A 23,480-nucleotide genomic window follows, 5' to 3' on the forward strand; every position below is an offset into this window, starting at 1 on the left:
GGATCAGGGTAGCGACACCGGCGCGGACGACCACCACCGATCAGCCGTTCAGGCTCGATCGAAGGGGCGTCAACAGACCGATGCCGGATCCATCTCCAGCCCCCGCAACCCGTCGGCGTAGTCGTCGTAGGCGATCTGAACCGTGTACTCGGCGACGGCACGGGCGTCCGCCCAGTCGTCCTCGTTCGCACAGAGCGTCTCCAGCAGGTCGAGACCGCGCTCGGTTCCCGCCTCGGTCTCCTCGCGCAGGTCCCGGAACAGCTCGACCCGCGCGGCGGCCCCCTCGTCGACGAAAAACGAGATCACCTGCGAATGCGTGCGGTCGACGACGAGCCCTCGGCCGACCATCCCCGCGGCGGCGCGACGGATCGCCCCGACGCGGCCGCGAAGGTACTCGTGGAGCAGGCCGCCGTCGTTCGGCTCGTACGCTTCGTCGGCTGCCGGCAGCGCCGCCAGCACGCGCTCGCGGTGCTCCCGTTCCCGGTCGGCCACGGCCGCGAACGCCCGGCGGGCGCGCTGGTCGTCCTCGTCGTCGGCCCAGCGGGAGAACGTCGTGTGCGCGGCGTGTTCGGAGTCGGCGGCCGCTTCGAGCACGCGCCGCGCCGTGGGTTCGCCGTGGGTCAGCGCGAGCAGGAGCGGGCCCGAGCCGAGCCGGGCCAGCTCCGTCCGCTTCGCTTCGGTCACCCGCTCGCGGAAGGCGGCGCCGTCCATCCCCCCGCCGGCTCAGTCGTCGTCGGCCGCGGCGCCGGCGGCGTCGGCCTCGGCGTCCTCGATGCTCGGCGGGTAGCTCCCGCGATCGAGTTTGAGGTCGGACTTCGGGCGGGCCATACAGGTCAGCGCGTAGTTCTCGGCCTCCTCCTCGGTGAGCGCGCGCTGCTCGACGACGGTCTGTTCGACCTCGCCCTCGACGATCTCCGCGGAACAGGCCAGGCACATCCCCACGCGGCAGGAGTACTCCTGGGCGATCCCCTCCTCCATGCAGACCTGCAGGATGGGGCGGGTCTCCGGGACCTCGATGGTCTCGCCGGTGCCGACGAACTCCACGGTGTGCTCGGTCATACTCCGGGGCTGGGTGGGGCGCCGAGAAAAGCGTTTCCTGATACGGCCTACTCTTCCTCTTCCTCGTCCTCGCCCTTGTGTCGGATCGTGAGGACGGGAACGTCGGCGGTCCGGACGACGCGCTCGGTGACGCTCCCGAGCAGGAACCGCTCGACGCCGCTGCGGCCGTGGGTGCCCATCACGACGAGGTCGATGCCCTCGCTGTCGACGTAGTCGAGGATGCGGCGGTAGGCCGTCCCGGAGACGACGTGGGTGTCGACCTCGACGCCCGCGGCCTCGGCGGCGTCGACGACCTCCCTGACCGCGCGCTGGCCCTCCTCCTCGAGCGCGTCGATCACGAGCTCCGAGCCGGATTCGATCGAGGAGAACGCGCTGGCGTCGACGACGTACAGCGCGTGCACGGTGGCGTCGTAGGTATCGGCGAGCGAGACAGCGTGCTCGATGGCGTCGGTCGCAGCGGGGCTCCCGTCGGTGGGTACGAGTATGTCGTCGTACATCTCGTTCCGTAAGGTGGGCCGGCAGGGATTAGAAACCCCGGTTCAGTCCAGCGCCTCCCGCACGGCCGACTCACACGCCCGCATACCCTCGTAGCGCTCGTTCTCGCCGTCGCCCAGGGACACCGTCGCCACGACGCGCCATCCCGCGTCCTCGTGGGCCAGCCCCTTCACCCAGTCCTCGGTGGCGATGATCACGCCGCCGACGCCGTCGTCGAACTCGTCGACTTCGACGGCGATCTCGATCGCGTCCGACCGGTTGAACGAGGCCAGTTCGGCGTCGGTTATCGGGCGGTCCGGGAGGGAGTCGAGTACGCTCATACGCCGGGGGTCGGCCGGCCGCGCCAAAGGCGCTTCCGAACGTTCCCTCGCGGCGATGCCGCTTCCGAACCTTCTTGCTACAGGGCGCGACAGGGACGCCCATGCGCCGACTCGACCGGGTCGAGCGAGCCGTCGTCGCAGTCACGGCGATCGCACTCGTGGTCCGGCTTGTCGGCCTCGGCGCGCGCCCGTTCCACTGGGACGAGGCCCGCGTCGGCTACTGGACGCTGCGCTCGCTCGAGACCGGCGCCTACGAGTACCGCCCGGTCGCGGGCGGGCCGTTCCTCTACGTCGTCGGGCGCCGGCTGTTCGCGCTCGGGCTGACCGGCGACGCCGCCGCGCGTCTCCCCGTCGCGCTGATCGGCGGGCTGCTCCCCCTAGCGGCGCTGCTGTTCCGGCGAGTCCGGGACCGCGCGTCCCGTTCGGGGCTCTCGGACACCGAAACCGTCGCGCTCGCGCTCCTACTCGCGCTCGCGCCGCCGCTGCTGTACTACTCGCGGGTGCTGCGCGGCGACCTCCCGCTGGCCGCGTTCTCGCTCGTCGCCGTCGGGTTCGCGTGGCGCGCACGCCGCCGGGAGCGCCGTCGCGCGCTGTACGCCGGCGCCGCCGCGTTCGGCCTCGCGCTCGCCACATCGGGGTTCGCGCCCGCCGTGGTCGGCTGCTGGCTCGTCGCCGGCCTCCTCACCATTGACGAGGGACGCGTTCGGGGTGCGGACCCGACGGCCATCCGGGCGCGGGTCCGCGCGGGCCTCGACGCCGTCGCCGACCGGTCCGTCGCCCTGCTCCGCGCGGTCGTCGTCACCGTCGCCGTCGCGATCGCGTTCTACCTCCCGCGCGGGCGGGTCGACCTGGCCGAGCCCGCGTCGCTGTTGGCAGCCCTCGAAGCCGGCACGACCGGCGCCGGCCGGCGGTTCCTCGCGGTGCGCGTGCTCGGCCGGCACGCGCCGCCGACGTACACGAACGACCACGCGCTGCTCCCCTTCGTCGCCGGGACCACGGACGTGCTGCTGGCGGCGGCGCTCCCGGTCGTCGGCCTCGCCGTCTGGGGGTTCTTCCGGGCGCGCTACGCCGGCCGGTCGCGACCGCTGGTGAACTTCGCCGCCTACTGGGCCGGCGCCGGACTGCTCCTCTTCCCGATGGCGACGGAGGTGAACCAGCCGTGGGTCGCCGTGCACGTGCTCGCGCCGGCGACCGTGCCCGCGGCCGTCGGCCTCGGGGCGCTCTGGAACGCCGCGCGTGAGAGTCTCGCCGACGACCGGGCCGCCCGACTCGCCGCGGCGCTGTTGCTGCTCTCGGCCGCTGGGGTCCACACCGGTGCGGTCGTCGCCGGGGAGGTGTACGACGCGCCCGAGGCCGGCGACGCGCTGCCGGGGTACGCCCAGCCCGGCTCGGAGTTCCGGGCGCCCGTGGCGGCGATCGAACGCGCAGTCACGGACGGCGAGGGCATCGACGTGCTCTACGTCGGCGCCGACCTCGCGGTCGCGGACGAGTCGGCGCTCGACCGTCCGCCGGTCCCCGAGTCCGCGCGGGACGCGTTCTCGGCGCGGTTGCCGCTCGCGTGGTACGTCGAGCGCACCGGGGCCGAGACCGCGAGCGTCGACGCACCGAGTGCGGTGGGCGAGTCGCCGCCGTCAGTCGTCGTTACGACGCCGGAACACAGACGCGCGGTGGGCGACCGACTGTCGGGCTACGAACGCTACGAGGTCGAACAGGGCCTGACGAACCGGCGGCTGGTGGTGTTCGTGGCGTCCTGAGAACGGAAGCGGGTCGGTCGCGGGCGCTGGACTACCGGAAGCCCATCGCTTCGATCTGTTCCTGGTACCGGTTCCGGATGGTGACCTCGGTGACCTGGGCCACGTCGGCGACCTCGCGCTGGGTCTTCTTCTCGTTACAGAGCAGCGACGCCGCGTAGATCGCGGCGGCCGCGAAGCCCGTCGGCGACTTCCCCGAGAGCAGGCCCTGCTCGGCGGAGACGTCGATGATCTCGGTCGCCTTCGACTGGACCTCCTCGCTCAGGCCGAGTTCGGAGGCGAAGCGCGGCACGAACTGCTTGGGGTCGACCGGCTTGAGTTCGAGGCCGAGCTCCTGGGAGATGTACCGATAGGTGCGACCGATCTCCTTCTGGGGCACGCGTGAGACCTCGGCGACCTCGTCGAGGCTCCGGGGGATCCCCTCCTGTCGGCAGGCGGCGTAGAGCGCGGCGGTCGCGACCCCCTCGATCGAGCGCCCGCGGATGAGGTCCTCGTTGAGCGCGCGCCGGTAGATCACCGACGCGACCTCGCGCACCGAGCGCGGCACGCCCAGCGCGGAGGCCATCCGGTCGACCTCCGAGAGCGCGAACTGGAGGTTCCGCTCGCCGGCGTCCTTCGTCCGGATGCGCTCCTGCCACTTGCGCAGGCGGTGCATCTGGCTGCGCTTCTCCGAGGAGAGTGATCGACCGTAGGCGTCCTTGTCCTTCCAGTCGATCGTCGTCGTCAGCCCGCGATCGTGCATCGTCTCGGTGATCGGCGCGCCGACCCGAGACTTGCTCTGGCGCTCGGAGTGGTTGAACGCCCGCCACTCCGGGCCGCGGTCGATCTGGCGCTCGTCGAGCACCAGTCCGCAGTCGTCACAGACGAGTTCGCCCTGGTCGTCGTCGGTGACGACTTCGTCTGACCCACACTCCGGGCAGGTGAGGACTTCATCCGCCGACTCGTCCTCGTCCTCGGACTCCCGCTGTCGCTCCCGGCTCGGACGTTCCATTAAAAGGTTTCTGGTGACCCCGACAGATAAGGCTTTTTCCGTCCTCGGTCGGGACACAGAACTAATCGCCCGACTGAGTCTTGGCGCTGGGGTTCCTGTCAGATCCCACCAACGGCCGCGCCGCCCCGTTGTCGTCGGCGTGTGATTACTATTGCGAATTAAGAAAGACTTTTGCATAACCAGCAGCTATGCGTGTGTATGAGCACGAGCCCCACGCGCATCGAGTCCGCGGTGTCGTCCTGTCGCCCGTCGAACGTCGAACCGGTCGAGCTCTCGGCGTCGTCGCTGTCGACGACTGCGCCGGAGTACCTGCGGGAGCTGAAAGCCGAACTCGCGGCCGAGGGCTACCAGCCCGCCGAGCTCACGGTGGCCGCCAGCTTCTCGGAGGACTGTTCGCTCGCGACCCAGCAGGAGGCCGACCGCCTCCGGGACGTGGTCCGCGCGGGCGCATTCCTGGGCGTCGGCGTCGTCCGCGTCGAGATCGACGCCGTCAGCGACCCCGAGAAGGTCCGACCGGCGCTCGAAGCGCTCGAGGAACGCGCCCGCCGCGAAGGCGTCACCCTTTCGGTCGACGGCCTCGACGTGACGGCCTGAATGGGCAAACGGGCGCTGGCCGAACGTCTCCACGGGCTCGCTGGGTTTCCGGACCCGGACCTCCGCCTCGAACAGTACCTGACACCGCCGGATCTCGCGGCACACGTTCTCCACCTCGCCGATCTTCAGGGCGACATCGCCGACAAGCGAGTCCTCGACCTCGGCACCGGCACGGGCGTGCTCGCGCTCGCGGCCGCCTGTCGCGACCCCGCCCGCGTGCTCGGCCTCGAACGCGACGCCGACGCACTCACAGTCGCGCGCGAGAACGAGCGGACGGTCGTCCCGGAAACGCCGGTCGACTGGATCCGCGGCGACGCGACGCGCGCGCCGCTGGCGCCGAACTCGGTCGAGACGGTGGTTATGAACCCGCCGTTCGGTGCGCAGTCCGGCAACGAGGGCGCCGACCGCGCGTTCCTGACGACGGCGGTGTCGGTCGCCGGCGTCTCCTACTCGATCCACAACGCCGGCAGCCGGGAGTTCGTCGAGTCCTTCGCCGCAGACGAGGGCGGGACGGTCACCCACGCGTTCGCCGCGGAGTTCGACGTGCCGCGGCTCTACGACCACCACGAGCGCGAGCGGGGGACCATCGAGGTCGAGGTTTTCCGCATCGAGTGGGGCTAGTCGGAGCGCCCGGAGCCCGGCAAGCGGCGCGGGCCCGAAACGGATAACTCGTCGGCCACGAGCCACAGCCCGGCCGAAAGCAGCGCGTAGCCGAGCACCAGCAGCGCCCCGTTGATGAACGTCACACAGCCGTCGGCGGCGATCCCGATGCGGACACCGCTCCGAAACACCCCGGGGTTCCCCGTCCTGACGCCGCAGCCGCCGCCGAACGCGGTGATCGGCGCGGCGACGATCAGCGCCACTCCCGAGACCGCGAACGTGGCGCCGCCCTCCGTTCGCCGCCACACGGCGACTGCCAGCCCCGTCGCGGCAACGCTGACGGCCACGACGGGGAGGGACGACGCCGGCACGGCGCCGTCGACGCCGGCCGCCGTGAGCCGGACCGAGAGCGAGAGCGCGAGGAGCTCGGCGACCACGATCACGGTCGCCCCAGCGAGCGCGACCCCGATCCGCGCCGGCAGCCGTCCGCTCCGGAACACGTTATCCAGTTGTCCGGTCAACGACCTAACTGTTTCGTCGCGCAGGATCGTCGGAGCTATGGCCCGACCGGACGGGTGCTCGGGCATGGACGAGACGTTCCTCGACATGCTGGACCGGAACGACGACCACGCCGAGACGTTCGACGCGCGGTTCGACGGGCTCCAGCACGAACAACACCCGGACGCGGTCACGGTCTGCTGTTCGGACTCCCGAGTGCTACAGGACCACATCTGGGGGAACGACGAGCCCGGCCACCTGTTCTCCTGTGGCAACATCGGCAACCGCGTCGTCCAGCGCACCGACGCCGGCCCGCGCGTCTCCGGCGACGTGCTCTACCCGCTGGCCCACACCGACACCGACGTGGCCGTCGTCGTCGGCCACACGGGCTGTGGCGCCGTCACCGCGACGTACGACAAGCTCACGGACGGCAGCGCGGAGCCGCCGGGCATCGAACACTGCCTCGACCTGCTCGCGCCGGGACTGGAACCGGGCGTCGAGCTGCTGCCTGACGGACTGGCCCGCGAGGACGCCGTGAACCATCTCGTGGAGTACAACGTCGACCGGCAGGTCGAGTTCCTCCTCGACAGCGACGACGTACCCGAGTCGGTGCAGGTCGTCGGCGCCGTCTACGACTTCCAGGACGCCTACGACGGGAAGCGCGGCGAGGTGCACGTGATCAACGTCGACGGCGAGATCGATCCCGACCGACTGCGGGCGACCCACCCCGGGATCGACTCGCGGGTCCAGCGTCGCTGGACGTACTGATCGGCGGAAGAACCGCCGACCGTCCGGCCGGACTCAGAGGTCGACGCGGTCGCCGATCTCGACCAGCTCCAGCCGGCGCGGATGCTCGAAGGAGTCGACGTGGTCCTGGAGCGCGGTCGGATCGGCGGTGAGCCCCTTCCACATGTCCCAGTGGCTCGGCAGCAGCCGGTCGGCCTGCAGCGCGCTCGCGGCCTCGACGGCCTCGCCCTCGTCGTTGTACCACTTGGTGTACGTCGGCTCCCGCGTCTGCTTGTCCGGGATCATCCCCGCGGTGCCGAAGGCGACGATGCCGAGGTCGATGTCGAACTCCTCCCCGAGCGCAACGAACCACTCGGCCGGCCGGGAGTCGCCGGGGTGGAACACCGTCCCGGCGTCGTGCTCGAACACGTAGCCGACGGGGTGCTCGGCGTCGGGGTCGTTCACCTCGACGACGTGGACGGTGAACTCGCCGACCTCCACCACGTCGCCCTCGACGACCTCCTGGAACTGATCGTCGGTCAGGTCCCAGCGGTCCTCCCAGGACTGGTCCTCGCGGGCGGCCGCCATCGACGCGTCGGGCGCGACGAACGGCGCGCCAGTGCGCTCGAGGATCGGCGCCTGGGACTCGCCGTGGACGTGGTCGCTGTGCTCGTGGGTCGCGAACACCGCGTCGGCGTCGCCGACGTCGGTCGGGTCGAAGGGGACCGGGATCATCCGGACGGTTCGAGGGGGGTCGCCCGTGCCGAGGTAGGGGTCGACGAACAGCGTCGTCCCCTCGCTGCCCTTCAGTACGAACCCGTTGCAGCCGAGGTACCACACCGCCACGCCGTCGGGGTCGGCCGCCTCGATCGCCCGCGGGAGCCAGTCGCCCCAGTCGCTCGTGGTCATGGGTTCCGTTCCGGTCGGGCCGCCCATAGCCGTTGTGACACCTCCCGAAGATACTCAAGGGTCGGTCGTGTCAGTACGTCGCATGAACTCCTCCACCCGCGACACTGCCGCGTTCGTACAGATGGCCGAGGCGATGGCGGCCACCGCCGGCGACGCCGCTGCCGCCGCGGACACGCTCCCGAAGCGGGTCTGAGCGGTTCGGACTTCGCCCAGTCACGGCATGGACTCGGTGGTCGCGACACGGAGGTCGCGACCGCTCGTGTGCCGTGACTGGTACGGACCGAAACCCGGAAACCCGCCCCCGGCCCACTCCCGCGTAATGGAGTCGGGTCGCATCGACGTCTCCTCGCTCGACGGACCGTTCGACCTGCAGTCGACGCTCGAGAGCGGACAGACGTACCTCTGGGAGCGCGCCGACGGCGACGACTACGTGGATTCGGCCGCGTACGGCGGCGACGCGTGGTACGAGACCGTGCTGCCGCCGACGCCGGAGCTCACCGACCGGCCGACGGTCGTCCGCGCCCGCCAACGCGGCGGCGTCGACGAGCGACGCTCGTCTGCCGATCGGACGCAGTCCGATCACGTCGACGACGGCACGATCGAGTGGGAGGCCGGCGCGGTCCCCGCCGACGCGGGCGCCGCCGACGCTCCCGCGGCACCCACCGAACCCGTCGACGGCGAGGCGATCCTCACGCACCTGCTCCGACTCGACGACGACCTCGCGGCGATCTACGACGCGCTCGACGACCTGTCGCTGCTCTCGCGGGCGTTCGACCGCTACCGCGGGATGCGCCTGATCCGCGACCCGCCGTTCCCCTGCCTGATCTCCTTCATCTGCTCGGCGCAGATGCGGGTGAGTCGGATCTTCGGGATGCAGCACGCGCTCCGGGAGCACTACGGTACGCCCGTCGATCTCGACGGCCGGACGCTGTACGCCTATCCGACGCCCGAGGCGCTGGCCGCCCGGACCGAGGACGAACTCCGCGAGCTGAGCCTGGGCTACCGCGCGCCCTACGTCCAGCGCACCGCCGAGATGGTCGCCGACGGCGAAGCACGCCCGGAGGACGCCCGCGGCCTGCCCTACGAGGAGGCCCGCGATGCGGCGACCCAGTTCGTCGGCGTCGGCGACAAGGTGGCCGACTGCGTCCTGCTGTTCTCGCTCGGCTACCTGCAGGCGATCCCGCTGGATACGTGGATCCAAACGGCCATCGGCGACTACTTCCCGGACTGCGACGGCGGCAACTACGCCGAGACCTCGCGGGCGATCCGGGAGCGACTCGGCGCCGACCTGCCGGAGCGCGAGGAGGTGTTCGGCGAGAGCGGCGCCGACGCCTACGCGGGCTACGCCCAGACGTACGTGTTCCACCACCTCCGGACCGACGGCGACTGAGCCCGCCGAATCGGCGACACCGTCGTCCACCCGAACTGACAAGCCGCCGCCTCCCCAAGCCGTGGCTATGTCTACCACCCCCTACGGCGAGTGGGAGTCCCCCGTCTCCGCGGCCGACGTGGCCGCCGACACGCTCCGCTTCGGCCCCGTCGAAGCGGACGACGGGAGCGTCTACTGGCTGGAACGGCGCCCCGACGAGGAGGGCCGCGGCGTCGTCGTCCGCGCCGACGGGGCCGCCCCCGACGAGCCGGTCGAGGTCACCCCCGAAGACGCCGACGTGCGCACGCTGGTCCACGAGTACGGCGGCGGCGACTTCGCGGTTCAGGCGGGGACCGTGTTCTACGCCGACTTCGACGACCAGCGGCTCTATCGCGTCGACGGCGGTCGCGGCGCGGAACCGACGCCGATCACGCCCGAACCCGAGACCGAACACGGCCTGCGCTACGCCGATATGGAGGTCTCGCCGGACGGTGAGCGCCTCTACGCGGTTCGCGAGCGCCACGAGGGCGAGGACGCGGAGGACGAGGCGGTCAACGAACTCGTCACCCTCCCGGCCGACGGGAGCGAGCCGCCCGCTGTCGTCGCCGCGGGCCACGACTTCTACGCGTTCCCGCGGCTCTCGCCCGACGGCGACCGGCTCGCGTGGACGACGTGGGACCACCCGCGGATGCCCTGGGACGGCACCGAACTCCACGTCGCCGACGTCGGCGACGGCGGCACGCTCGCCGCGGAGCGCGTGGTGATGGGCGGGCCCGAGGAGTCGGTGTTCCAGCCCGGCTGGAGCCCGGACGGCGAACTCCACGCGGTGTCGGACCGGACCGGCTGGTGGAACCTCTACGAAGTCGACGCCGACGGCGACGACGAGCCGCGGAACCGAACGCCGGAGGACGCGGAGTTCGGCGTCCCGCAGTGGTCGTTCGGGCTCGCGACCTACGCGTTCCTCGACGACGGCCGCGTGGCAGTCCTGCGGAACCGCGACGGCGAGTGGTCGCTCTGCCTGCTCGACGACGCGGACGAACTCACAGAGACCGACCTCCCGTTCTCGGCGTACCCCCACGCGCGGCTGGCGACCGACGGCGAGACGCTCGCGTTCGTCGGCGGCGGGCCGACCACGCCGGAGACCGTCGCTCGCTGGACGCCGGACGAGGGCGGCGAGCCGACCCACCTCCGGCAGTCCTTCTCGCTCGACCTGCCCGACGGGATGGTCTCGGAGCCGGAACACGTCGACGTGCCGACCCGCGACGGCGGGACCACCCACGCGTACTACTACCCGCCGACGAACGCCGACGAGCGCGCGCCCGAGGGCGAGGACCCGCCACTGGTGACGATGGTCCACGGCGGCCCGACGAGTCAGACGCTCCCGGTCGCGAAGCTCGCGGTCCAGTTCTTCACCACCCGCGGGTTCGCCGTCGCCGACGTGAACTACCGTGGCTCGACGGGTTACGGCCGCGACTACCGCGACGCGCTACAGGGCGAGTGGGGCGTGCTCGACACGGCCGACTGCGTGGACACCGCGGAGTACCTCGCGGAGATCGGCCGTGCGGACCCGGACCGGCTCGCGATCACCGGCGGGAGCGCCGGCGGCTACGCGGTGCTCTGTGCGCTGGCGTTCCACGGCACGTTCGACGCCGGCGCGAGCCACTACGGCGTCGCCGACCTGGAGGCGCTCGCGACGGGCACCCACAAGTTCGAGTCCCGGTACCTCGACGGCCTCGTCGGCCCGCTGCCCGAGGCCCGGGAGACCTACGAGGAGCGGTCGCCCGCGTTCCACGCCGAGGCCATCGACGCCCCGCTGCTCCTGCTCCAGGGCGGCGAGGACCGCGTCGTCCCCCAGGAGCAGGCCGAGGACATGGTCGACGCGCTGGTCGCGACCGAGACGCCCTACGCCTACGCGCTGTTCCCCGCCGAGCGCCACGGCTTCCGGACCGCCGACGCGACTCGCCGGGCCCTGGAGCTGGAACTCGCGTTCTACGGCGAGACGTTCGGCTTCGAGCCCGCCGACGAGATCGACGAAATCAAACTCCACGAGGGCCAGCGCTCGGTCCGGCGCGTGGAGTAGTAACCGACGGCTGACGAACTGCTCAGAGCGTGAGCGTCGCCTCGGGCATGTTCCGGAACGCGGTCTCGTACCCCTCGTGTCTGGAGACCTGCGGCGGCGAGTCGACGGCGATCGTGAGTTCGTCGCCGCTCCCGACGCCGTCGACGACTGCGCCGTAGTGGATGCCGAGGTCGGGATCGAGCCACTCGTTCAGGTAGCCGTCGAAGGCCGTCTCGCCGTCCCGTGACAGCGTCCCCGACAGCGACATCAGCGGCAGCGGGTAGCGGTTGTACGGCGTGCGCGCCGAGACGGCGAGGTACGCCTGATCCGCGTCGCCGCCGAACGGCGTCGCGTCGTCGAGGCTCCGCACCGCGAACACCGCGTCGCCGCTCCCGGTCGTGCCGTGGGCCGTCCCCGGGAGGTCGTCGACCGGCGGCGCCTGCGTGGTCGGGACCATCTCCATCCGCATCGGTTCCACGGCGCCCAGCGTCCCCTGCCGGGCCTCGGCGATGTCCTCGAACGGGAGGTCGCGCAGCTCCGAGCGCTGGTAGTCGAGCGTGAACTCGAACTCGGCGGCCGCTGTCTCGGTCAGCGAGCCGGTGCGGCGATCGCCGCCCGCGCCCACCGAGACGGTCACGGTGTACTCGCCCTGCTCGGGGAGTTCGACGTTGTCGCCGAAGTGAAACCCCATCCGCTGGGCGAGCATCGGCCACGGGTTCAGCCCGTCGACGACCGACTCGCCGTCCCGGGTCACGTCGACGCTGGGGTTCACGTCCGAGGGCACGACTCCCGACTCGCTGTGCCAGACGATCGGCATCAGGTGGAGCGCGTCGTTCCCGCCGACCTCGACCTGCGTGGTGTCGTCGCCGGTGACCGTCCAGAACCGATGGGGGTAGCTGTACGTCAGCGCACAGCTGTAGCCGCCGTCGCTGACCATCCCCGCCATCGCCATCCCCTCGGTGTGCGTGGGGCGGTAGACGGCGTCGGGGCGGTTCGCCACCAGCGGCGGCTCCCGGCTGCCCGACTCGAGTTCGAAGCCGAGACAGTCCGCGAGGCCGCCGACGCCGGTGGCGCCGACGCCCGCGAGGAACGCCCGACGGGAGGGGTTACGCATCGACCACCTCCGCGTTCTCGGCGACTTCGGCGACGTCCGCGTCGGGATTGGCGGGGGGGAGCGCCCGCAGCGAGCGCGGCGGCACGAGGAAGTTCCCCCGCCGGACGGTGTTGATGTACTGCAGGATCCCGTTGTTCGTGCGCTGGCCGACCGCGGAGTCGCTGTCGATCTCCTCGCCGTTCATCGCTTCCCGGGTGGTGACGAAGTCCGAGATCGTCCGCTGGAGCGACAGGAAGTGGACGCCGGCGCGGTCCCCATCGGTCGAGTCGAAGTCCCGCCGGAGGATGATCGGCTTGTCGTTTTCCCGCACGTCGACCATCTTCTGGCTGTGGCCGACGACGCCCTCGTTGCGGGCGGTCTCGATGGGCTCGCCGCAGTCGTCCATCCGCGGGTCGGTGCCGAGGTTCTCGCCGGCGTCCTCGACGAGCTCGTTCTCGGCGTGGTGGGGACAGAACATCTTGGAGACGCGCTGCTCGCGGGTGTCCTGCTCGTACCACTGGGTCAGGTTCAGCGTCAGCGTCGAGAGCTGCTGGGTCGTGCCGCCGGCGAAGGGCCCGTCCCGGATCGTCACGCGGTCCTCGGTGGGCTGGTTCCCTTTGAACGCCGACTCGAAGCCCATGTACAGCGGCGCGTCCTCCGGCACCGGGCCGTCGTCGGGCACGCCCGACACGTCCTGGTTCTCGGCCGGGAGGCCGTCGCCGATGAAGCCGGTCCGGCGCTCGCGGACCGAGAACACGTCCGTCAGCGCGGCGTCGGGCTGGGCGACGCCGTTGAGTTCGTCGAGGTCGCCCTTCAGCGCCTCCTCGGCGCCCATCACCACCTCGCCGTGGTCGCTGGCGAGGTGGACGATCGCGTCGGCGTCGTCGGCGTCGGGGTCCTCGAAGGCGGAGAGCGCTCGCGGTTCCGGCAGGTCGACGCTCCCGGGCAGGTCGTCGTCGAACCGGTCGAAGTAGGACGGCGAGTAGCTGACTGTCAGTAGGAGTCCCGCGGCCGAGCGCTCGTAGGCGCGCTCGACGCCCGCGAGGGCGGCCTCGACGGTCTCGCGCTCGTCGTCGGCCGGCGTCCCGTCGCCGTAGTCGAGCGCGAGCAGCACGCGGTGGCGCGGGTGGTGGTTGTTCCCGGCGTCGGTCGTCGGGAGCGCGGCGTTCCAGGCGTGTTGACGCTCGGGAAACTCGGCGGACGGGGTCTCGGGCCCACGGGGCACGTCGACATCGGCACCGCGGTTCAGGCACGCCGACAGCGCCGCCGCGCCGCCGATGGCGACGGCGGACTTCACGAACGCGCGGCGGTCGATGCCGTTGGGGTCGCTCATACGCGCGGTAGCACAGGGACGGGAAAGTGGGTTCTGGTGCGCCTCTCGAAACGGGCTACCCCTCGAGGAGCCCGTCGACCAGTCGGGTGAACCGATCGACGAGGCGGTCGCCCATCTCGGGTTCGACCGTCGAGAGGAGCGACCGGGTCGCCTCGGGGTCCGACAGCGAGAGGTGGACCCGGCCCCGGTCGTCCCGGCGCTCGTCGACGAGGCCGGCGTCGACGAGCCGGTCGACGTGGTAGGAGAGGGTGCTCCGGGCCACGTCGAGTCGGTCGGCGAGGTCGGCCGCCGAGGTCTCGCCCCCCAGCAGCGCCACGAGGACGGCGCGGGCCGTCTCCCGGCGCGCGAGCGCGATCCGCTCCCGTTCGTGTTCGTCGTAGCCCGGCGGGAAGTAGTGGGTGCGGCCGTACCGGTCGTCGGCGACGACCCGGCCCGCCCGGCGAAGCCGCCGCAGGTGGTACTGGAGCTGGCCGGTCGCGAGGTCCAGTTCCCGGCCGAGCGCGCTGGCGTGGCGGCCGGGGTGGTCGCGGACGTGCGCCAGCAGGCGCTCACGGGTGTCGCTCATCGCTCCCGATCACCCCGGGACTCCGCTCCGTCGTCGAAGTCGCCGCCGTCGGCTCGGGCCGCCCCGGCGGCCGGCCTGCCGACCAGGTAGACGGCGGCGATCACCAGCGCCGCCATCGCCACGTCGAGGCCGTGCTCGAGCGTGTGGTGGATCCCCGGTCCGACAGCGCCGAGGTAGGCCGCCAGCCCGACGGCGCTCCGGGCGAGTAGCGTCGACAGCGCCAGCGCCACCAGCAGGTAGCGCCGTGAGCGCCGTCGGACGAACGCCGCGACGGCGATGCCGGCGACGACGGCAGTCAGTATCGCTGCGAGACTCAACAGGACGAAAACCGCCGGATCCTCCCCGTGGACCCCGGCCGCGAGCAGGCTCCCGGTCGCGAATCCGCTCATTATCGACGCTTGGCACTCGAGGAGGATACGCCTCTCGATGCGGTCGCCTCGGGGCGAAACGGGCGCCGGCAATCGTCGTCGCCCGCACCAACCAATATGGGGCCACGGCGCGAGCCGGTACGTATGTCCGAACACGAGATCGCGGCGACCGTCGACGGCGCGACCGAGACGGCGACGGTCGAGGCCAGACGGCTGCTGGTCCACGCGCTCCGGGAGAACTGGGGCTACACCCAGCCCACCGTCGGCTGCGAGTCCGGCAAGTGTGGCGCCTGCACCGTCGAGATGGACGGCGAGGTCGTCAAGTCCTGCTGCGTGCTCGCGGTGCAGGCCGACGGGAGCGAGATCACGACCGTGGGCGGGATCGAGGGCGCGCCCGACGGGCTCGCCGAGGTCGGCGGCGACGACGTCGCCGCGGCCGACGACGACGGGTTCGGCCCGGTCCAGCGCAGCTTCCACGAGGAGCACGGGCTCCAGTGTGGCTACTGCACGCCCGGGATGATCCTCCGGAGCCGGGACCTGCTCGCGGCCAACCCCGACCCCTCCCGCGAGGAAATCCGGGAGGGGCTGAAGGGGAACGTCTGTCGCTGCACGGGGTACGAGAACGTCGTCGACGCCGTCGAGGCCGCGGCGAGGAAGCTCGAACCGATCGAGACCGACGGCGGCGCGCCGGAGGACGCAGTCGACGCCGCCGACGGGGGTGCGGACTGATGTTCCCGCCGCAGTTCGACTACGAGCGCCCGGACTCCCTCGACGCGGCGCTCGACGCGCTCGCGGACGAGGACGCCGTGCCGCTCGCGGGCGGGCACGACCTCGTCCCGATGCTCAAAGCCCGCGAGCGGACCCCCGGGACGGTGGTCGACCTCGGCGGGCTCGCGGCACTCCGCGGTGTCGAGCGCGTGGTCGCGGACGGGACCGAACGGCTCTCGATCGGCGCGCTCACGACCGACGCCGCCCTCCTCGACGCCGACCCGGCGGGCGTCGACGCCCTGCTCGACGCGACGAGCGAGGTCGGCGACGCACAGATACGGAACCGGGGCACGGTCGGCGGCAATCTCGCGGCCGCTCATCCCGCGAGCGACATCCCGGCGGCGACGCTCGCGGCCGGCGCGACGCTCCACCTCGTCGGCCCCGACGGCGACCGGACGGTGCCGGCCGGCGAGTTCGCGACCGGCGATCACGAGACGGTCTGTACCGACGACGAACTGGTGACGCGCGTCTCTGTTCCGCTCGATCCTGACGCCGGCGGCGCGTACGCGCGCAAGACCCACCCCTCCACGGGCTACGCCGCGGTCGGCGTCGCCGCGCGGCTGCGGGTCGTCGACGGCGCAGTCGCCGACCCGCGGGTCGCGGCGGTCGGCCTGCTCGACGTTCCCACGCGCCTGCCCGCGGTCGAGGGCGCACTCGTGGGCGTGGACGCCGGTTCGCCGGTGGACGCGGTCGCTGGCGCGGCCGAGCGCGCGACCGAGGGGATCGACGGCGCCGTCCGGGAGGACCACGTCGTCTCCGCCGGCCAGCGCTGCGCCGTCCTGCCCGAGTACACCGAGCGGGCAGTCTCCGCGGCGTTGGCTCGCGCCGTCGGGCGCGAGGGGGTGGTCGCATGAGCGGCGAGGAGAGCGTCATCGAGGCCGAGGGCGCGGTGCCGACGACCGCCGACGAGGGGGCGGCCGCGGGCGGCGAATCGGTCGGCGACAGCCCGCTCCGCCGCGAGGACGCACGCGCGCTCCGGGGCGAGACAACCTACACCGACGACTTCGGGCAGGAGGCCGCCGCGCTGGCGTTCGTCCGGAGCCCGCACGCCCACGCCGAGGTAGCGGGCATCGACACCGAGGCCGCCGAAGCGATCGACGGCGTCGTCGCCGTCTACACGTGGGGGGATCTGGCCGAGAGCGATGCACCGATGCGGCTCCCGGTCCGGACGGGCCCGCTCGACTGCGAGGTGCCGGGCCACCCCGTGCTCGCCGCCGATCGCGTGCGCTACGACGGCCAGCCGGTCGCGGCGGTGGTCGCGAAGGACCGCTACGTCGCCGCGGACGGCGTCGAGGCCGTCGAAGTCGAGTACGACCCACTCCCGGTCGAGACCGACCCCGAGGCCGCCGCGAGCGAGGACGCGCCGACGCTGTTCGAGGACGCGCCGGACAACGTCGCCGCCGTGGGCGAGCTCGGCGACCGGGAGGCGACCGATCGCGCGTTCGCGGCGGCCGAGGAGGTCGTCAGCGTCGAACTGGAGAACAACCGCCTGATCCCCAGCGCGCTCGAACCCCGGGCGGCGCTTGCGGAGCACGACCGCACGGAGGGGTTCACGGTCACGATGACCAGCCAGTCGCCCCACGGCCACCGACGGAAGCTCTCGCACACCCTCGGCGTGCCGGAGCGACAGATCCGCGTGATCTCGCCGGACGTCGGCGGCGGGTTCGGACACAAGGGCCACCACCACCCCGGCGAGGCGATGGCGGCGTGGGCCGCCCGTGAGCTGGGCGAGTCGGTGAAGTGGACCGCGACGCGCTCGGCCAACTACCGGGAAGGCGCCCACGGCCGGGACCACCGGACGACCGCCGAGTTGGCACTCGACGCCGACGGCCGGTTCCGCGGCCTCCGGGTCGACACGCACGCCGGCATCGGCGGCTACGCGCTCGGGGGCGGCGGCGCGATGCCCGGCTGGTACGGCCGCCTGCTCGCCAGCCAGTACGAGATCCCGGCGATCTACTGCCGCTCGCGGTGCGTGTTCACCACGACGGCGCCGGTCCACTCCTACCGCGGCGCGGGCCGGCCGGAGGCGATCTACGTCACCGAGCGACTGGTCGACGTGGCCGCCGAGGAACTCGGCGCCGACCCGGTGGAACTCCGGCGGCGGAACTTCCTCGACCCGGACGGGTTCCCCCACGAGACGGCGGTGGGCGCGACCTACGACAGCGGGAACTACGAACCCACGCTCGAGTCGGCCGTCGACGCCGTCTCGGGGCTCCCGCGAGGCGGCGAGCGCGACGACGACGGCCGCCTGCGCGGCGTGGGGATCGCCAGCTACGTCGAGAGCACCGGCGGCGGCTTCGAGAGCGGCGTCGTCCGGGTCCATCCCGACGGCGGCGTGACGGTCTCGGCGGGCACCCACGACCACGGGCAGGGTCACGGGACCATCTACGCCCAGATCGTCGCCGACGAACACCCGGTCGCCCCCGAGGAGATCGAGGTCGTGGAGGGTGACACCGACAAGATCCCCACGGGGACGGGGACGTTCGGCTCCCGGAGCACCGTCGTCGGCGGCAACGCCGTCGCCGAAAGTGCACAGGAAGTGTTCGGGAAAGCTCGAGAGATCGCGGCCCACGAACTCGACGCCGACCCCGGCGCGGTCGAGACGACCGACTCGGGGTTCCGGGTCGCCGACGGCGCGGGCGAGGGCAGCGACGCGGGGGATCAGCGTGTCTCGTTCGCCGAGGTGGCGGACCGGGCGTACGGCCGGGGGCTCCCTGAGGGGCTCTCGCCGGGGCTCGAGGCGACGACGTTCTACGAACTCGACAACACCGCCTACACGTTCGGTACCCACGCGGTCGCGGTGGCCGTCGATCCCGAGACCGGGGAGTACGAGGTCGAGCGCTACGTCGCCGTCGACGACTGTGGGGTCCGGGTCAACCCCCGGATCGTCGAGGGGCAGGTCCACGGCGGCGTCGCCCAGGGACTCGGACAGGCTCGCTCCGAGCGCGCGACCTACGGCGCTGACGGCGCGCTGGCGGCGTCGACGATGCTCGACTACGCGCTGCCGCGGGCGAGTGACTTGCCGGACATCGAGACGCGGGCCCAGGAGACGCCCAGCCCGGACAACGAACTCGGCGTGAAAGGGATCGGCGAGGGCGGCACGGTCGCGGCGCCGCCGGCGCTGGTGAACGCGGTCGTCGACGCGGTTCCCGGCGTCGATCACCTCGACATGCCGGTTACCGCAGAACGGGTTCGAACGGCGATCGAGGACTGAGCGGGCGGCTCAGTCGTCGAACTGCGCGGCTGACAGCGTGCCGTCACCAGAAATCGGAGATTTCTGGTTGGCGAACGAGAGAGCGTCGCTCTCTCGTAAACGCTCAGTCGTCGGCCAGCGGCGCGCCGTGTTCGGTCTCGGGCTTGTTCCGCAGACAGGCCGAGAGGTGGCCGTTGCCGTGGTCGGTCTCCTGTGGCTCCTCCTCCTCGCAGGGGGTCGTGAACGCCGAGAGGCGGTCGTTCGCGTCCTCGATCCGGCCCTCGGCGAGCGCGTCGAGCGCGTCCTGGAGGACCGACTCCGCCTCGGGGTCGGAGAGCTCCTCGGCGAGGTCGAACTCCGTTCTGAGCTCGTCTTTGACCGTCTGGTTGTCGACGTTCGACAGGTCGTCGGCATCGAACGCGAGCGCCTCGCGGACGCTCTCGGGGTCGATCTCGCCGCTCCGGACCCTGTCACGGAACGTCAGCACTGCGCGCCAGCGCTCCTGTTCGAGGTCGTACTCGTCGGACTGGATCACCATGTGACATCGCGTGTGGAACCGGCAGCCCGACGGGGGGTTAGTGGGGCTCGGAACGGTCCCCTTGAGCTCGATGTTCTCCCGCTGTGCCGACGGGTCGGGACGGGGGATCGCCGACAGCAGCGCCTCCGTGTAGGGGTGCTGCGGGTTCCGGAACACCTCGTCGGTGTCGCCGATCTCGACGATCTCGCCCAGGTACATCACCGCGACCCGGTCACAGACCTCCCGAACCACGCTCATGTCGTGGCTGATGAACAGCATCGAGAGGCCGAACTCCTCCTGGATGTCGTTCAGCAGCGAGAGGATCTCCGCGCGGATCGACACGTCGAGCGCGGAGACCGGCTCGTCGGCGACGATGAACTCGGGGTTGAGCACGAGCGCGCGGGCCAGCGCGATCCGCTGTTTCTGCCCGCCGGAGAACTCGTGGGGGTAGCGGTCGTAGTAGTCCGCCTCCAGCCCCACCCGTTCGAGCAGGTCCTCGACGATCTCGCGGCGGCGCTCCTTGTCGGTCATCCCGTGGACCAGCAGGAGTTCGGCGACCGAACTCCCGACGGTCATCCGCGGGTCCAGGCTGGAGGAGGGGTCCTGGAAGATCATCTGGGCGTCCCGCCGGAACGCCTTCAGCTCCCCGTCGTCGAACTTGGTAACGTCGTTGGGGTGGGTGCCGTCCTCGTTGCGGGTACGGCCGCCCCGGCCGCCGCCGTTGAAGATGACCTCGCCGTCGGTGGCCTCCTCGAGCCGGATGATCGACGAGGCGGCGGTTGACTTCCCGCAGCCGGACTCGCCGACCAGGCCGAGCGTCTCCCCCTCGGCGATGTCGAAGCTGATGCCGTCGACGGCCTTTGCGGCGCCGACCTGCCGGGAGAGGATCCCCTCGGTGATCGGGTAGTGCTTCTTGAGGTTCCGGACCGAGAGGATGGGGTCCTCAGTCACCGGAAACACCTCCGGTTACCGTGCCGTCCTCCTGCGTGAACTCGGTTTTCACCGTGGACGGGTCGTACCCCTGCTGGTAGTGGACACACGAGACGGCGTGGGTGTCCGTCAGCGGCTCCTCGGGCGGCTGGTCGCCGGCGGTGCACTCCTCGACCGCGTAGTCACACCGCGGCGCGAACCGGCAGCCGTCCGGCGGGTCGATCGGCGACGGGAGCGTTCCCGGGATCCCCTCGGCCGAGCGCGCCTGTCCGGGCAGACACTCGAGCAGCGCGCGGGTGTAGGGGTGGGAGGGGTCGTCGAAGATCTCCTCGACGGTGCCCCGCTCCATCACCTTCCCGGCGTACATCACGACCACGTGGTCGGCGATCTGGGCGACGACCCCGAGGTCGTGGGTGACGAAGAGGATGCTCATGCTGTACTCCTCCTGGAGCTCCTCGAGCAGGTTCAGGATCTGGGCCTGCACCGTCACGTCCAGCGCCGTCGTGGGCTCGTCGGCGATCAGGAGGTCCGGGTTGGTGACCAGCGCCATCGCGATCATGACGCGCTGTTTCTGCCCGCCGGAGAACTCGTGGGGGTAGTCGTCCAGCCGCGCGGCGGCGTTGGCGACACCCACGTCGTTGAGGAGTTCGATCGCCCGCTCGCGGGCCTCCTCCTCGGACGTGTCCGGCTCGTGGGTCTGGACCGCCTCGACGATCTGCCAGCCCACCGTGTAGCAGTGGTTGAGCGCGTCCTGCGGGTTCTGGAACACGTGGGCGATCCGGCCCCCGCGGATCTCCCGGAGCTCGGACTCGCTCAGGGACGTGATCTCCTGCCCGTCGAACCTGACGCTGCCCGTCACCTCGCCGGGCGGCGTGGGGACGATCCGCGTGATCGACTCGCTGGCGACGGTCTTCCCCGACCCGGACTCGCCGACGAGACAGACCGTCTCGCCCCTGGGTATCTCGAAGTCGATGCCGTCGACCGCGGTCAGTACGCCGTTGTCGGTATCGAACTCCGTCGTGAGTCCTTCCACCGAGAGTAGTGGTTCGTCAGTCATTGTTCTGCCTCCGCGTCGGCTTCGGGGTTCAGTGCGTCGAGGAGCGCGTCCCCGAGGAAGTTGAACGCCAGGATGGTGAAGAACAGGAACAGCCCGGGGATCAGCGTGATCCACGGCGCGAACGCCAGGTCCGAGCGCCCCTGTGCGATCAGCACACCCCAGGAGGGGATCGTCGAGTCACCCAGCCCGAGGAACGCGAACTGCGCCTCGAAGAGGATGAACGACGGGATCAGCAGCGTGATGTCGGTGACGATGCTGCTCGCGCTGTTGGGCATGATGTGCGAGCGGATCACCCGATACGTGCTCGCGCCGCTGAGCTGGACCGCCTTGATGTACTCCTCCTCCGTTTTGGCCAGCGCGTTGCTCCGCACGTAGCGTGCGGTCCCCTCCCACGAGAACAGCGAGAAGAGGACGATGAACAGGAACAGGCTGGCCCCGTAGATGTAGAGGATCAGCAGGTAGAGGATGAACGTCGGGAACGACTGCTGGATGTCGACCCAGCGCATCAGGACCTCGTCGACGAGGCCGCCGGCGTACGCCGCGACCGTGCCGACGATGCTCCCGATCGTGACGACGAACAGCGTCGCGATGAAGCCGATCTTCATGCTGATCTGCATGCCGTAGACGATGATCCGGAAGATGTCCTTCCCGTCACCGGTCGTCCCGAGCGGGTGCTCGAGCGACCCGTGACAGTCGCCCCCGGCGACCTCGCCGACACAGTTGATCGGGTACACGTTGTTGATCTCCAGGAACATCGGGGGCTGGTACTTCGTCATCAGGTCGACCGTCGGCGCCTGGATGATCGCCGGGCCGATGACGCCGATGACGAAGATGAACAGCAGCCACCCGAGACTCGCCATCGCCGGGCGGTTGCGCTTCATGTCCCGCCAGTAGTACTTCGTCATCCGCGGGTTCTGGTAGAGCGGGAGGATCATGTACGCCCCGAACAGGACGAGGGAGAACGCGAACAGCCAGTCGAGCTGAGTCACGTCGTACCCCCAGCCGATGACCTCGAACGTCGGAGTGTACTGGTTCCCGAAGTCCATCCCGATCGCGGCGTCCCACGTTCCCGTGACGAAGAAGTAGTCGAACGCCCAGACCGCGCCCATCAGCGCCGTTCCGATCGCGACGATGATGAAGTTCGGCGAAATCTCGCGTTCGGACTCCTCGTCGATCTGGCCCCAGTCGATCTCGTCGAAGGATTGTCTATCCGTCGCCATTATCGGTCCTCGAAGCTGATCCGCGGGTCAAGCACTGTGTACACCAGGTCCTGGAGCAGGTTCCCGATGGTCGCCACGAAGGTGAAGAACAGGGTCGAACCCAGCACGAGGTTCGTGTCCTGTGCGACCACCGCGTCGTAGAGCGTCCGTCCCAGTCCCGGGATGCCGAACACCACCTCGACCAGCAGCGACGAGCCCGTGAAGATGGCCAGGAGGTAGCCCACCATCGTCGTCGACAGCGGGACCATCGTCGGCCGGATGACGTGTCGTGCGTAGATCCGGTAGGTCGAGACCCCCTTGGCCTTGGCCGTCTTGACGAAGTCCGCGTTCGCGTACTCCGCGGCCTCGTTGCGCGAGACGCGCATGATGGCGCCGATCGAGCCGGTGACGAGCACGAATATCGGTATCGTGAGCTGTATCACGTTCTGGACGCTGAACACCGGGACGCCCGTCTGGTAGACGATGGGGATCCATTCCAACTGGACCCCGAATATCAACAGCAGTATGATCCCGAAGAAGAAGTTCGGGATCGCGTAACCGAAGAACGCCACTCCGGTCGCTGCGTGGTCCCGCCAGCTGTACTGGTTAGCCGCGGAGTACACCCCCACGATCGGCCCGATCAACACGGTCAGTATCGTCCACGGTACCGAGTACTGGACGGTGTAGTAGAGTGCGCTGACCAGCGCGGCCGTCACCGGCTGGTTGCGGGTGTTCGACCACCCCCACTCGAGCGTGTAGACGCCGACGACGTAGTCCATGAACCGGACGTGGAGCGGGCGATCGAGCTGGAGCTGTGCCTCCATTCGCTCCTCGGCCTCCGCGGGGTTCTCCCCGTCCATCGCTGCCTGTGTGACAGCCTGCTGGACCTGCGGGTTCGGCGCCGCCGTCATCAGTCCCCAGGTGATCGTCACGATGATGAACGTCACGATGGCCGCCCACGCGACCCGTCGGACGATGTACCATTCCATTCCCATTGGTTATAACGACCTCATGTGTGTATCTCTGAAAGCTTCGACCGTCGTTTCGGCTGTATATCCATAATCCCCATCCGCGTGTGTACGTGTC

General features: G+C 70.7%; 24 protein-coding genes. 9 read left to right on the plus strand and 15 right to left on the minus strand.

Features of this window, described 5'->3' with window-relative positions; all coding sequences use genetic code 11:
- Window positions 1–69: 69 nt before the first annotated feature.
- The 4 genes from BMZ83_RS06940 to BMZ83_RS06955 are packed head-to-tail and all read right to left on the minus strand — an operon-like array spanning window position 70 to window position 1,874.
- On the minus strand, window positions 70–711 hold the full coding sequence (locus BMZ83_RS06940) for a rubrerythrin family protein (protein ID WP_074877033.1): 642 nt from the start codon (window positions 709–711) through the stop codon (window positions 70–72).
- Window positions 712–723: 12 nt separating this feature from the next.
- Window positions 724–1,059, minus strand: coding sequence for a 2Fe-2S iron-sulfur cluster-binding protein (locus tag BMZ83_RS06945; protein ID WP_074877034.1), 336 nt, complete (start codon window positions 1,057–1,059; stop codon window positions 724–726).
- 47 nt (window positions 1,060–1,106) lie between these two features.
- Window positions 1,107–1,556, minus strand: a complete 450-nt coding sequence (locus BMZ83_RS06950) for a universal stress protein (protein ID WP_074877035.1) — start codon at window positions 1,554–1,556, stop codon at window positions 1,107–1,109.
- A gap of 42 nt (window positions 1,557–1,598) precedes the next feature.
- The gene (locus tag BMZ83_RS06955) at window positions 1,599–1,874 is read right to left on the minus strand and encodes a hypothetical protein (RefSeq protein ID WP_074877037.1); all 276 of its coding nucleotides are present in this window, start codon (window positions 1,872–1,874) and stop codon (window positions 1,599–1,601) included.
- 101 nt (window positions 1,875–1,975) lie between these two features.
- On the opposite strand from BMZ83_RS06955, the gene BMZ83_RS06960 reads away from it, so the two are divergent.
- Window positions 1,976–3,628 carry a flippase activity-associated protein Agl23 gene (locus BMZ83_RS06960; RefSeq protein WP_074877038.1) on the plus strand — a complete coding sequence of 551 codons (1,653 nt, stop codon included), beginning with the start codon at window positions 1,976–1,978 and terminating at the stop codon, window positions 3,626–3,628.
- A gap of 31 nt (window positions 3,629–3,659) precedes the next feature.
- Here BMZ83_RS06960 and BMZ83_RS06965 read toward each other — a convergent pair whose 3' ends face one another.
- Window positions 3,660–4,616, minus strand: coding sequence for a transcription initiation factor IIB (locus BMZ83_RS06965; protein ID WP_074877039.1), 957 nt, complete (start codon window positions 4,614–4,616; stop codon window positions 3,660–3,662).
- A gap of 198 nt (window positions 4,617–4,814) precedes the next feature.
- On the opposite strand from BMZ83_RS06965, the gene BMZ83_RS06970 reads away from it, so the two are divergent.
- The gene (locus tag BMZ83_RS06970; RefSeq protein ID WP_074877041.1) at window positions 4,815–5,210 is read left to right on the plus strand and encodes a hypothetical protein; all 396 of its coding nucleotides are present in this window, start codon (window positions 4,815–4,817) and stop codon (window positions 5,208–5,210) included.
- Window positions 5,211–5,831 carry an METTL5 family protein gene (locus BMZ83_RS06975; protein WP_074877044.1) on the plus strand — a complete coding sequence of 207 codons (621 nt, stop codon included), beginning with the start codon at window positions 5,211–5,213 and terminating at the stop codon, window positions 5,829–5,831.
- Here BMZ83_RS06975 and BMZ83_RS06980 read toward each other — a convergent pair.
- Window positions 5,828–6,310 carry a hypothetical protein gene (locus tag BMZ83_RS06980; RefSeq protein WP_074877047.1) on the minus strand — a complete coding sequence of 161 codons (483 nt, stop codon included), beginning with the start codon at window positions 6,308–6,310 and terminating at the stop codon, window positions 5,828–5,830. The genes BMZ83_RS06975 and BMZ83_RS06980 overlap by 4 nt on opposite strands.
- Window positions 6,311–6,395: 85 nt before the next feature.
- Between BMZ83_RS06980 and BMZ83_RS06985 the strand changes: the two genes are divergently transcribed.
- Window positions 6,396–7,076: a carbonic anhydrase gene (locus BMZ83_RS06985; RefSeq protein ID WP_074877049.1), complete on the plus strand. Its 681-nt coding sequence runs from the start codon at window positions 6,396–6,398 to the stop codon at window positions 7,074–7,076.
- Between the two features lie 33 nt (window positions 7,077–7,109).
- On the opposite strand, the gene BMZ83_RS06990 is transcribed toward BMZ83_RS06985, so the two are convergent.
- Window positions 7,110–7,943 carry an MBL fold metallo-hydrolase gene (locus BMZ83_RS06990; protein ID WP_074877050.1) on the minus strand — a complete coding sequence of 278 codons (834 nt, stop codon included), beginning with the start codon at window positions 7,941–7,943 and terminating at the stop codon, window positions 7,110–7,112.
- Window positions 7,944–8,262: 319 nt separating this feature from the next.
- Between BMZ83_RS06990 and BMZ83_RS06995 the strand changes: the two genes are divergently transcribed.
- The gene (locus BMZ83_RS06995; RefSeq protein ID WP_074877052.1) at window positions 8,263–9,333 is read left to right on the plus strand and encodes a DNA-3-methyladenine glycosylase family protein; all 1,071 of its coding nucleotides are present in this window, start codon (window positions 8,263–8,265) and stop codon (window positions 9,331–9,333) included.
- Between the two features lie 67 nt (window positions 9,334–9,400).
- Window positions 9,401–11,392 (plus strand): S9 family peptidase, encoded by a 1,992-nt coding sequence (locus tag BMZ83_RS07000; protein ID WP_074877053.1) that lies wholly within the window; start codon window positions 9,401–9,403, stop codon window positions 11,390–11,392.
- 22 nt (window positions 11,393–11,414) lie between these two features.
- On the opposite strand, the gene BMZ83_RS07005 is transcribed toward BMZ83_RS07000, so the two are convergent.
- From BMZ83_RS07005 to BMZ83_RS07020, 4 genes are read right to left on the minus strand one after another with little or no spacing between them, the layout of a single operon-like run.
- Window positions 11,415–12,485, minus strand: a complete 1,071-nt coding sequence (locus tag BMZ83_RS07005) for a DUF7350 domain-containing protein (RefSeq protein WP_074877055.1) — start codon at window positions 12,483–12,485, stop codon at window positions 11,415–11,417.
- On the minus strand, window positions 12,478–13,797 hold the full coding sequence (locus tag BMZ83_RS07010; protein WP_074877057.1) for a DUF7405 family protein: 1,320 nt from the start codon (window positions 13,795–13,797) through the stop codon (window positions 12,478–12,480). Before BMZ83_RS07010 ends, BMZ83_RS07005 begins: the two co-directional genes overlap by 8 nt.
- Before the next feature lie 55 nt (window positions 13,798–13,852).
- The gene (locus BMZ83_RS07015) at window positions 13,853–14,362 is read right to left on the minus strand and encodes a winged helix-turn-helix transcriptional regulator (protein WP_074877059.1); all 510 of its coding nucleotides are present in this window, start codon (window positions 14,360–14,362) and stop codon (window positions 13,853–13,855) included.
- Window positions 14,359–14,751, minus strand: a complete 393-nt coding sequence (locus BMZ83_RS07020; protein ID WP_074877061.1) for a DUF7471 family protein — start codon at window positions 14,749–14,751, stop codon at window positions 14,359–14,361. The genes BMZ83_RS07015 and BMZ83_RS07020 overlap by 4 nt, the downstream gene beginning before the upstream one ends.
- A gap of 123 nt (window positions 14,752–14,874) precedes the next feature.
- On the opposite strand from BMZ83_RS07020, the gene BMZ83_RS07025 reads away from it, so the two are divergent.
- The 3 genes from BMZ83_RS07025 to BMZ83_RS07035 are packed head-to-tail and all read left to right on the plus strand — an operon-like array spanning window position 14,875 to window position 18,712.
- Window positions 14,875–15,459, plus strand: a complete 585-nt coding sequence (locus tag BMZ83_RS07025; RefSeq protein WP_074877062.1) for a (2Fe-2S)-binding protein — start codon at window positions 14,875–14,877, stop codon at window positions 15,457–15,459.
- Window positions 15,459–16,352 (plus strand): FAD binding domain-containing protein, encoded by an 894-nt coding sequence (locus BMZ83_RS07030; protein WP_074877064.1) that lies wholly within the window; start codon window positions 15,459–15,461, stop codon window positions 16,350–16,352. The genes BMZ83_RS07025 and BMZ83_RS07030 overlap by 1 nt, the downstream gene beginning before the upstream one ends.
- A complete protein-coding gene (locus tag BMZ83_RS07035) occupies window positions 16,349–18,712 on the plus strand; it encodes a xanthine dehydrogenase family protein molybdopterin-binding subunit (protein WP_074877065.1) in 2,364 nt (787 codons plus the stop codon). The genes BMZ83_RS07030 and BMZ83_RS07035 overlap by 4 nt, the downstream gene beginning before the upstream one ends.
- Window positions 18,713–18,815: 103 nt before the next feature.
- Here BMZ83_RS07035 and BMZ83_RS07040 read toward each other — a convergent pair whose 3' ends face one another.
- From BMZ83_RS07040 to BMZ83_RS07055, 4 genes are read right to left on the minus strand one after another with little or no spacing between them, the layout of a single operon-like run.
- Window positions 18,816–20,159, minus strand: coding sequence for an ABC transporter ATP-binding protein (locus BMZ83_RS07040; RefSeq protein ID WP_074877067.1), 1,344 nt, complete (start codon window positions 20,157–20,159; stop codon window positions 18,816–18,818).
- Window positions 20,152–21,195, minus strand: a complete 1,044-nt coding sequence (locus tag BMZ83_RS07045) for an ABC transporter ATP-binding protein (RefSeq protein WP_074877069.1) — start codon at window positions 21,193–21,195, stop codon at window positions 20,152–20,154. The genes BMZ83_RS07040 and BMZ83_RS07045 overlap by 8 nt, the downstream gene beginning before the upstream one ends.
- Complete coding sequence (locus BMZ83_RS07050) at window positions 21,192–22,415, minus strand: ABC transporter permease (protein ID WP_074877071.1); 1,224 nt, start codon at window positions 22,413–22,415, stop codon at window positions 21,192–21,194. The genes BMZ83_RS07045 and BMZ83_RS07050 overlap by 4 nt, the downstream gene beginning before the upstream one ends.
- Window positions 22,415–23,389: an ABC transporter permease gene (locus BMZ83_RS07055; RefSeq protein ID WP_074877073.1), complete on the minus strand. Its 975-nt coding sequence runs from the start codon at window positions 23,387–23,389 to the stop codon at window positions 22,415–22,417. Before BMZ83_RS07055 ends, BMZ83_RS07050 begins: the two co-directional genes overlap by 1 nt.
- Window positions 23,390–23,480 lie beyond the last annotated feature (91 nt).

Origin of the sequence: Halolamina pelagica (assembly GCF_900115675.1) — an archaeon.
In the GTDB taxonomy this organism is placed as follows: Archaea; Halobacteriota; Halobacteria; order Halobacteriales; family Haloferacaceae; genus Halolamina; species Halolamina pelagica.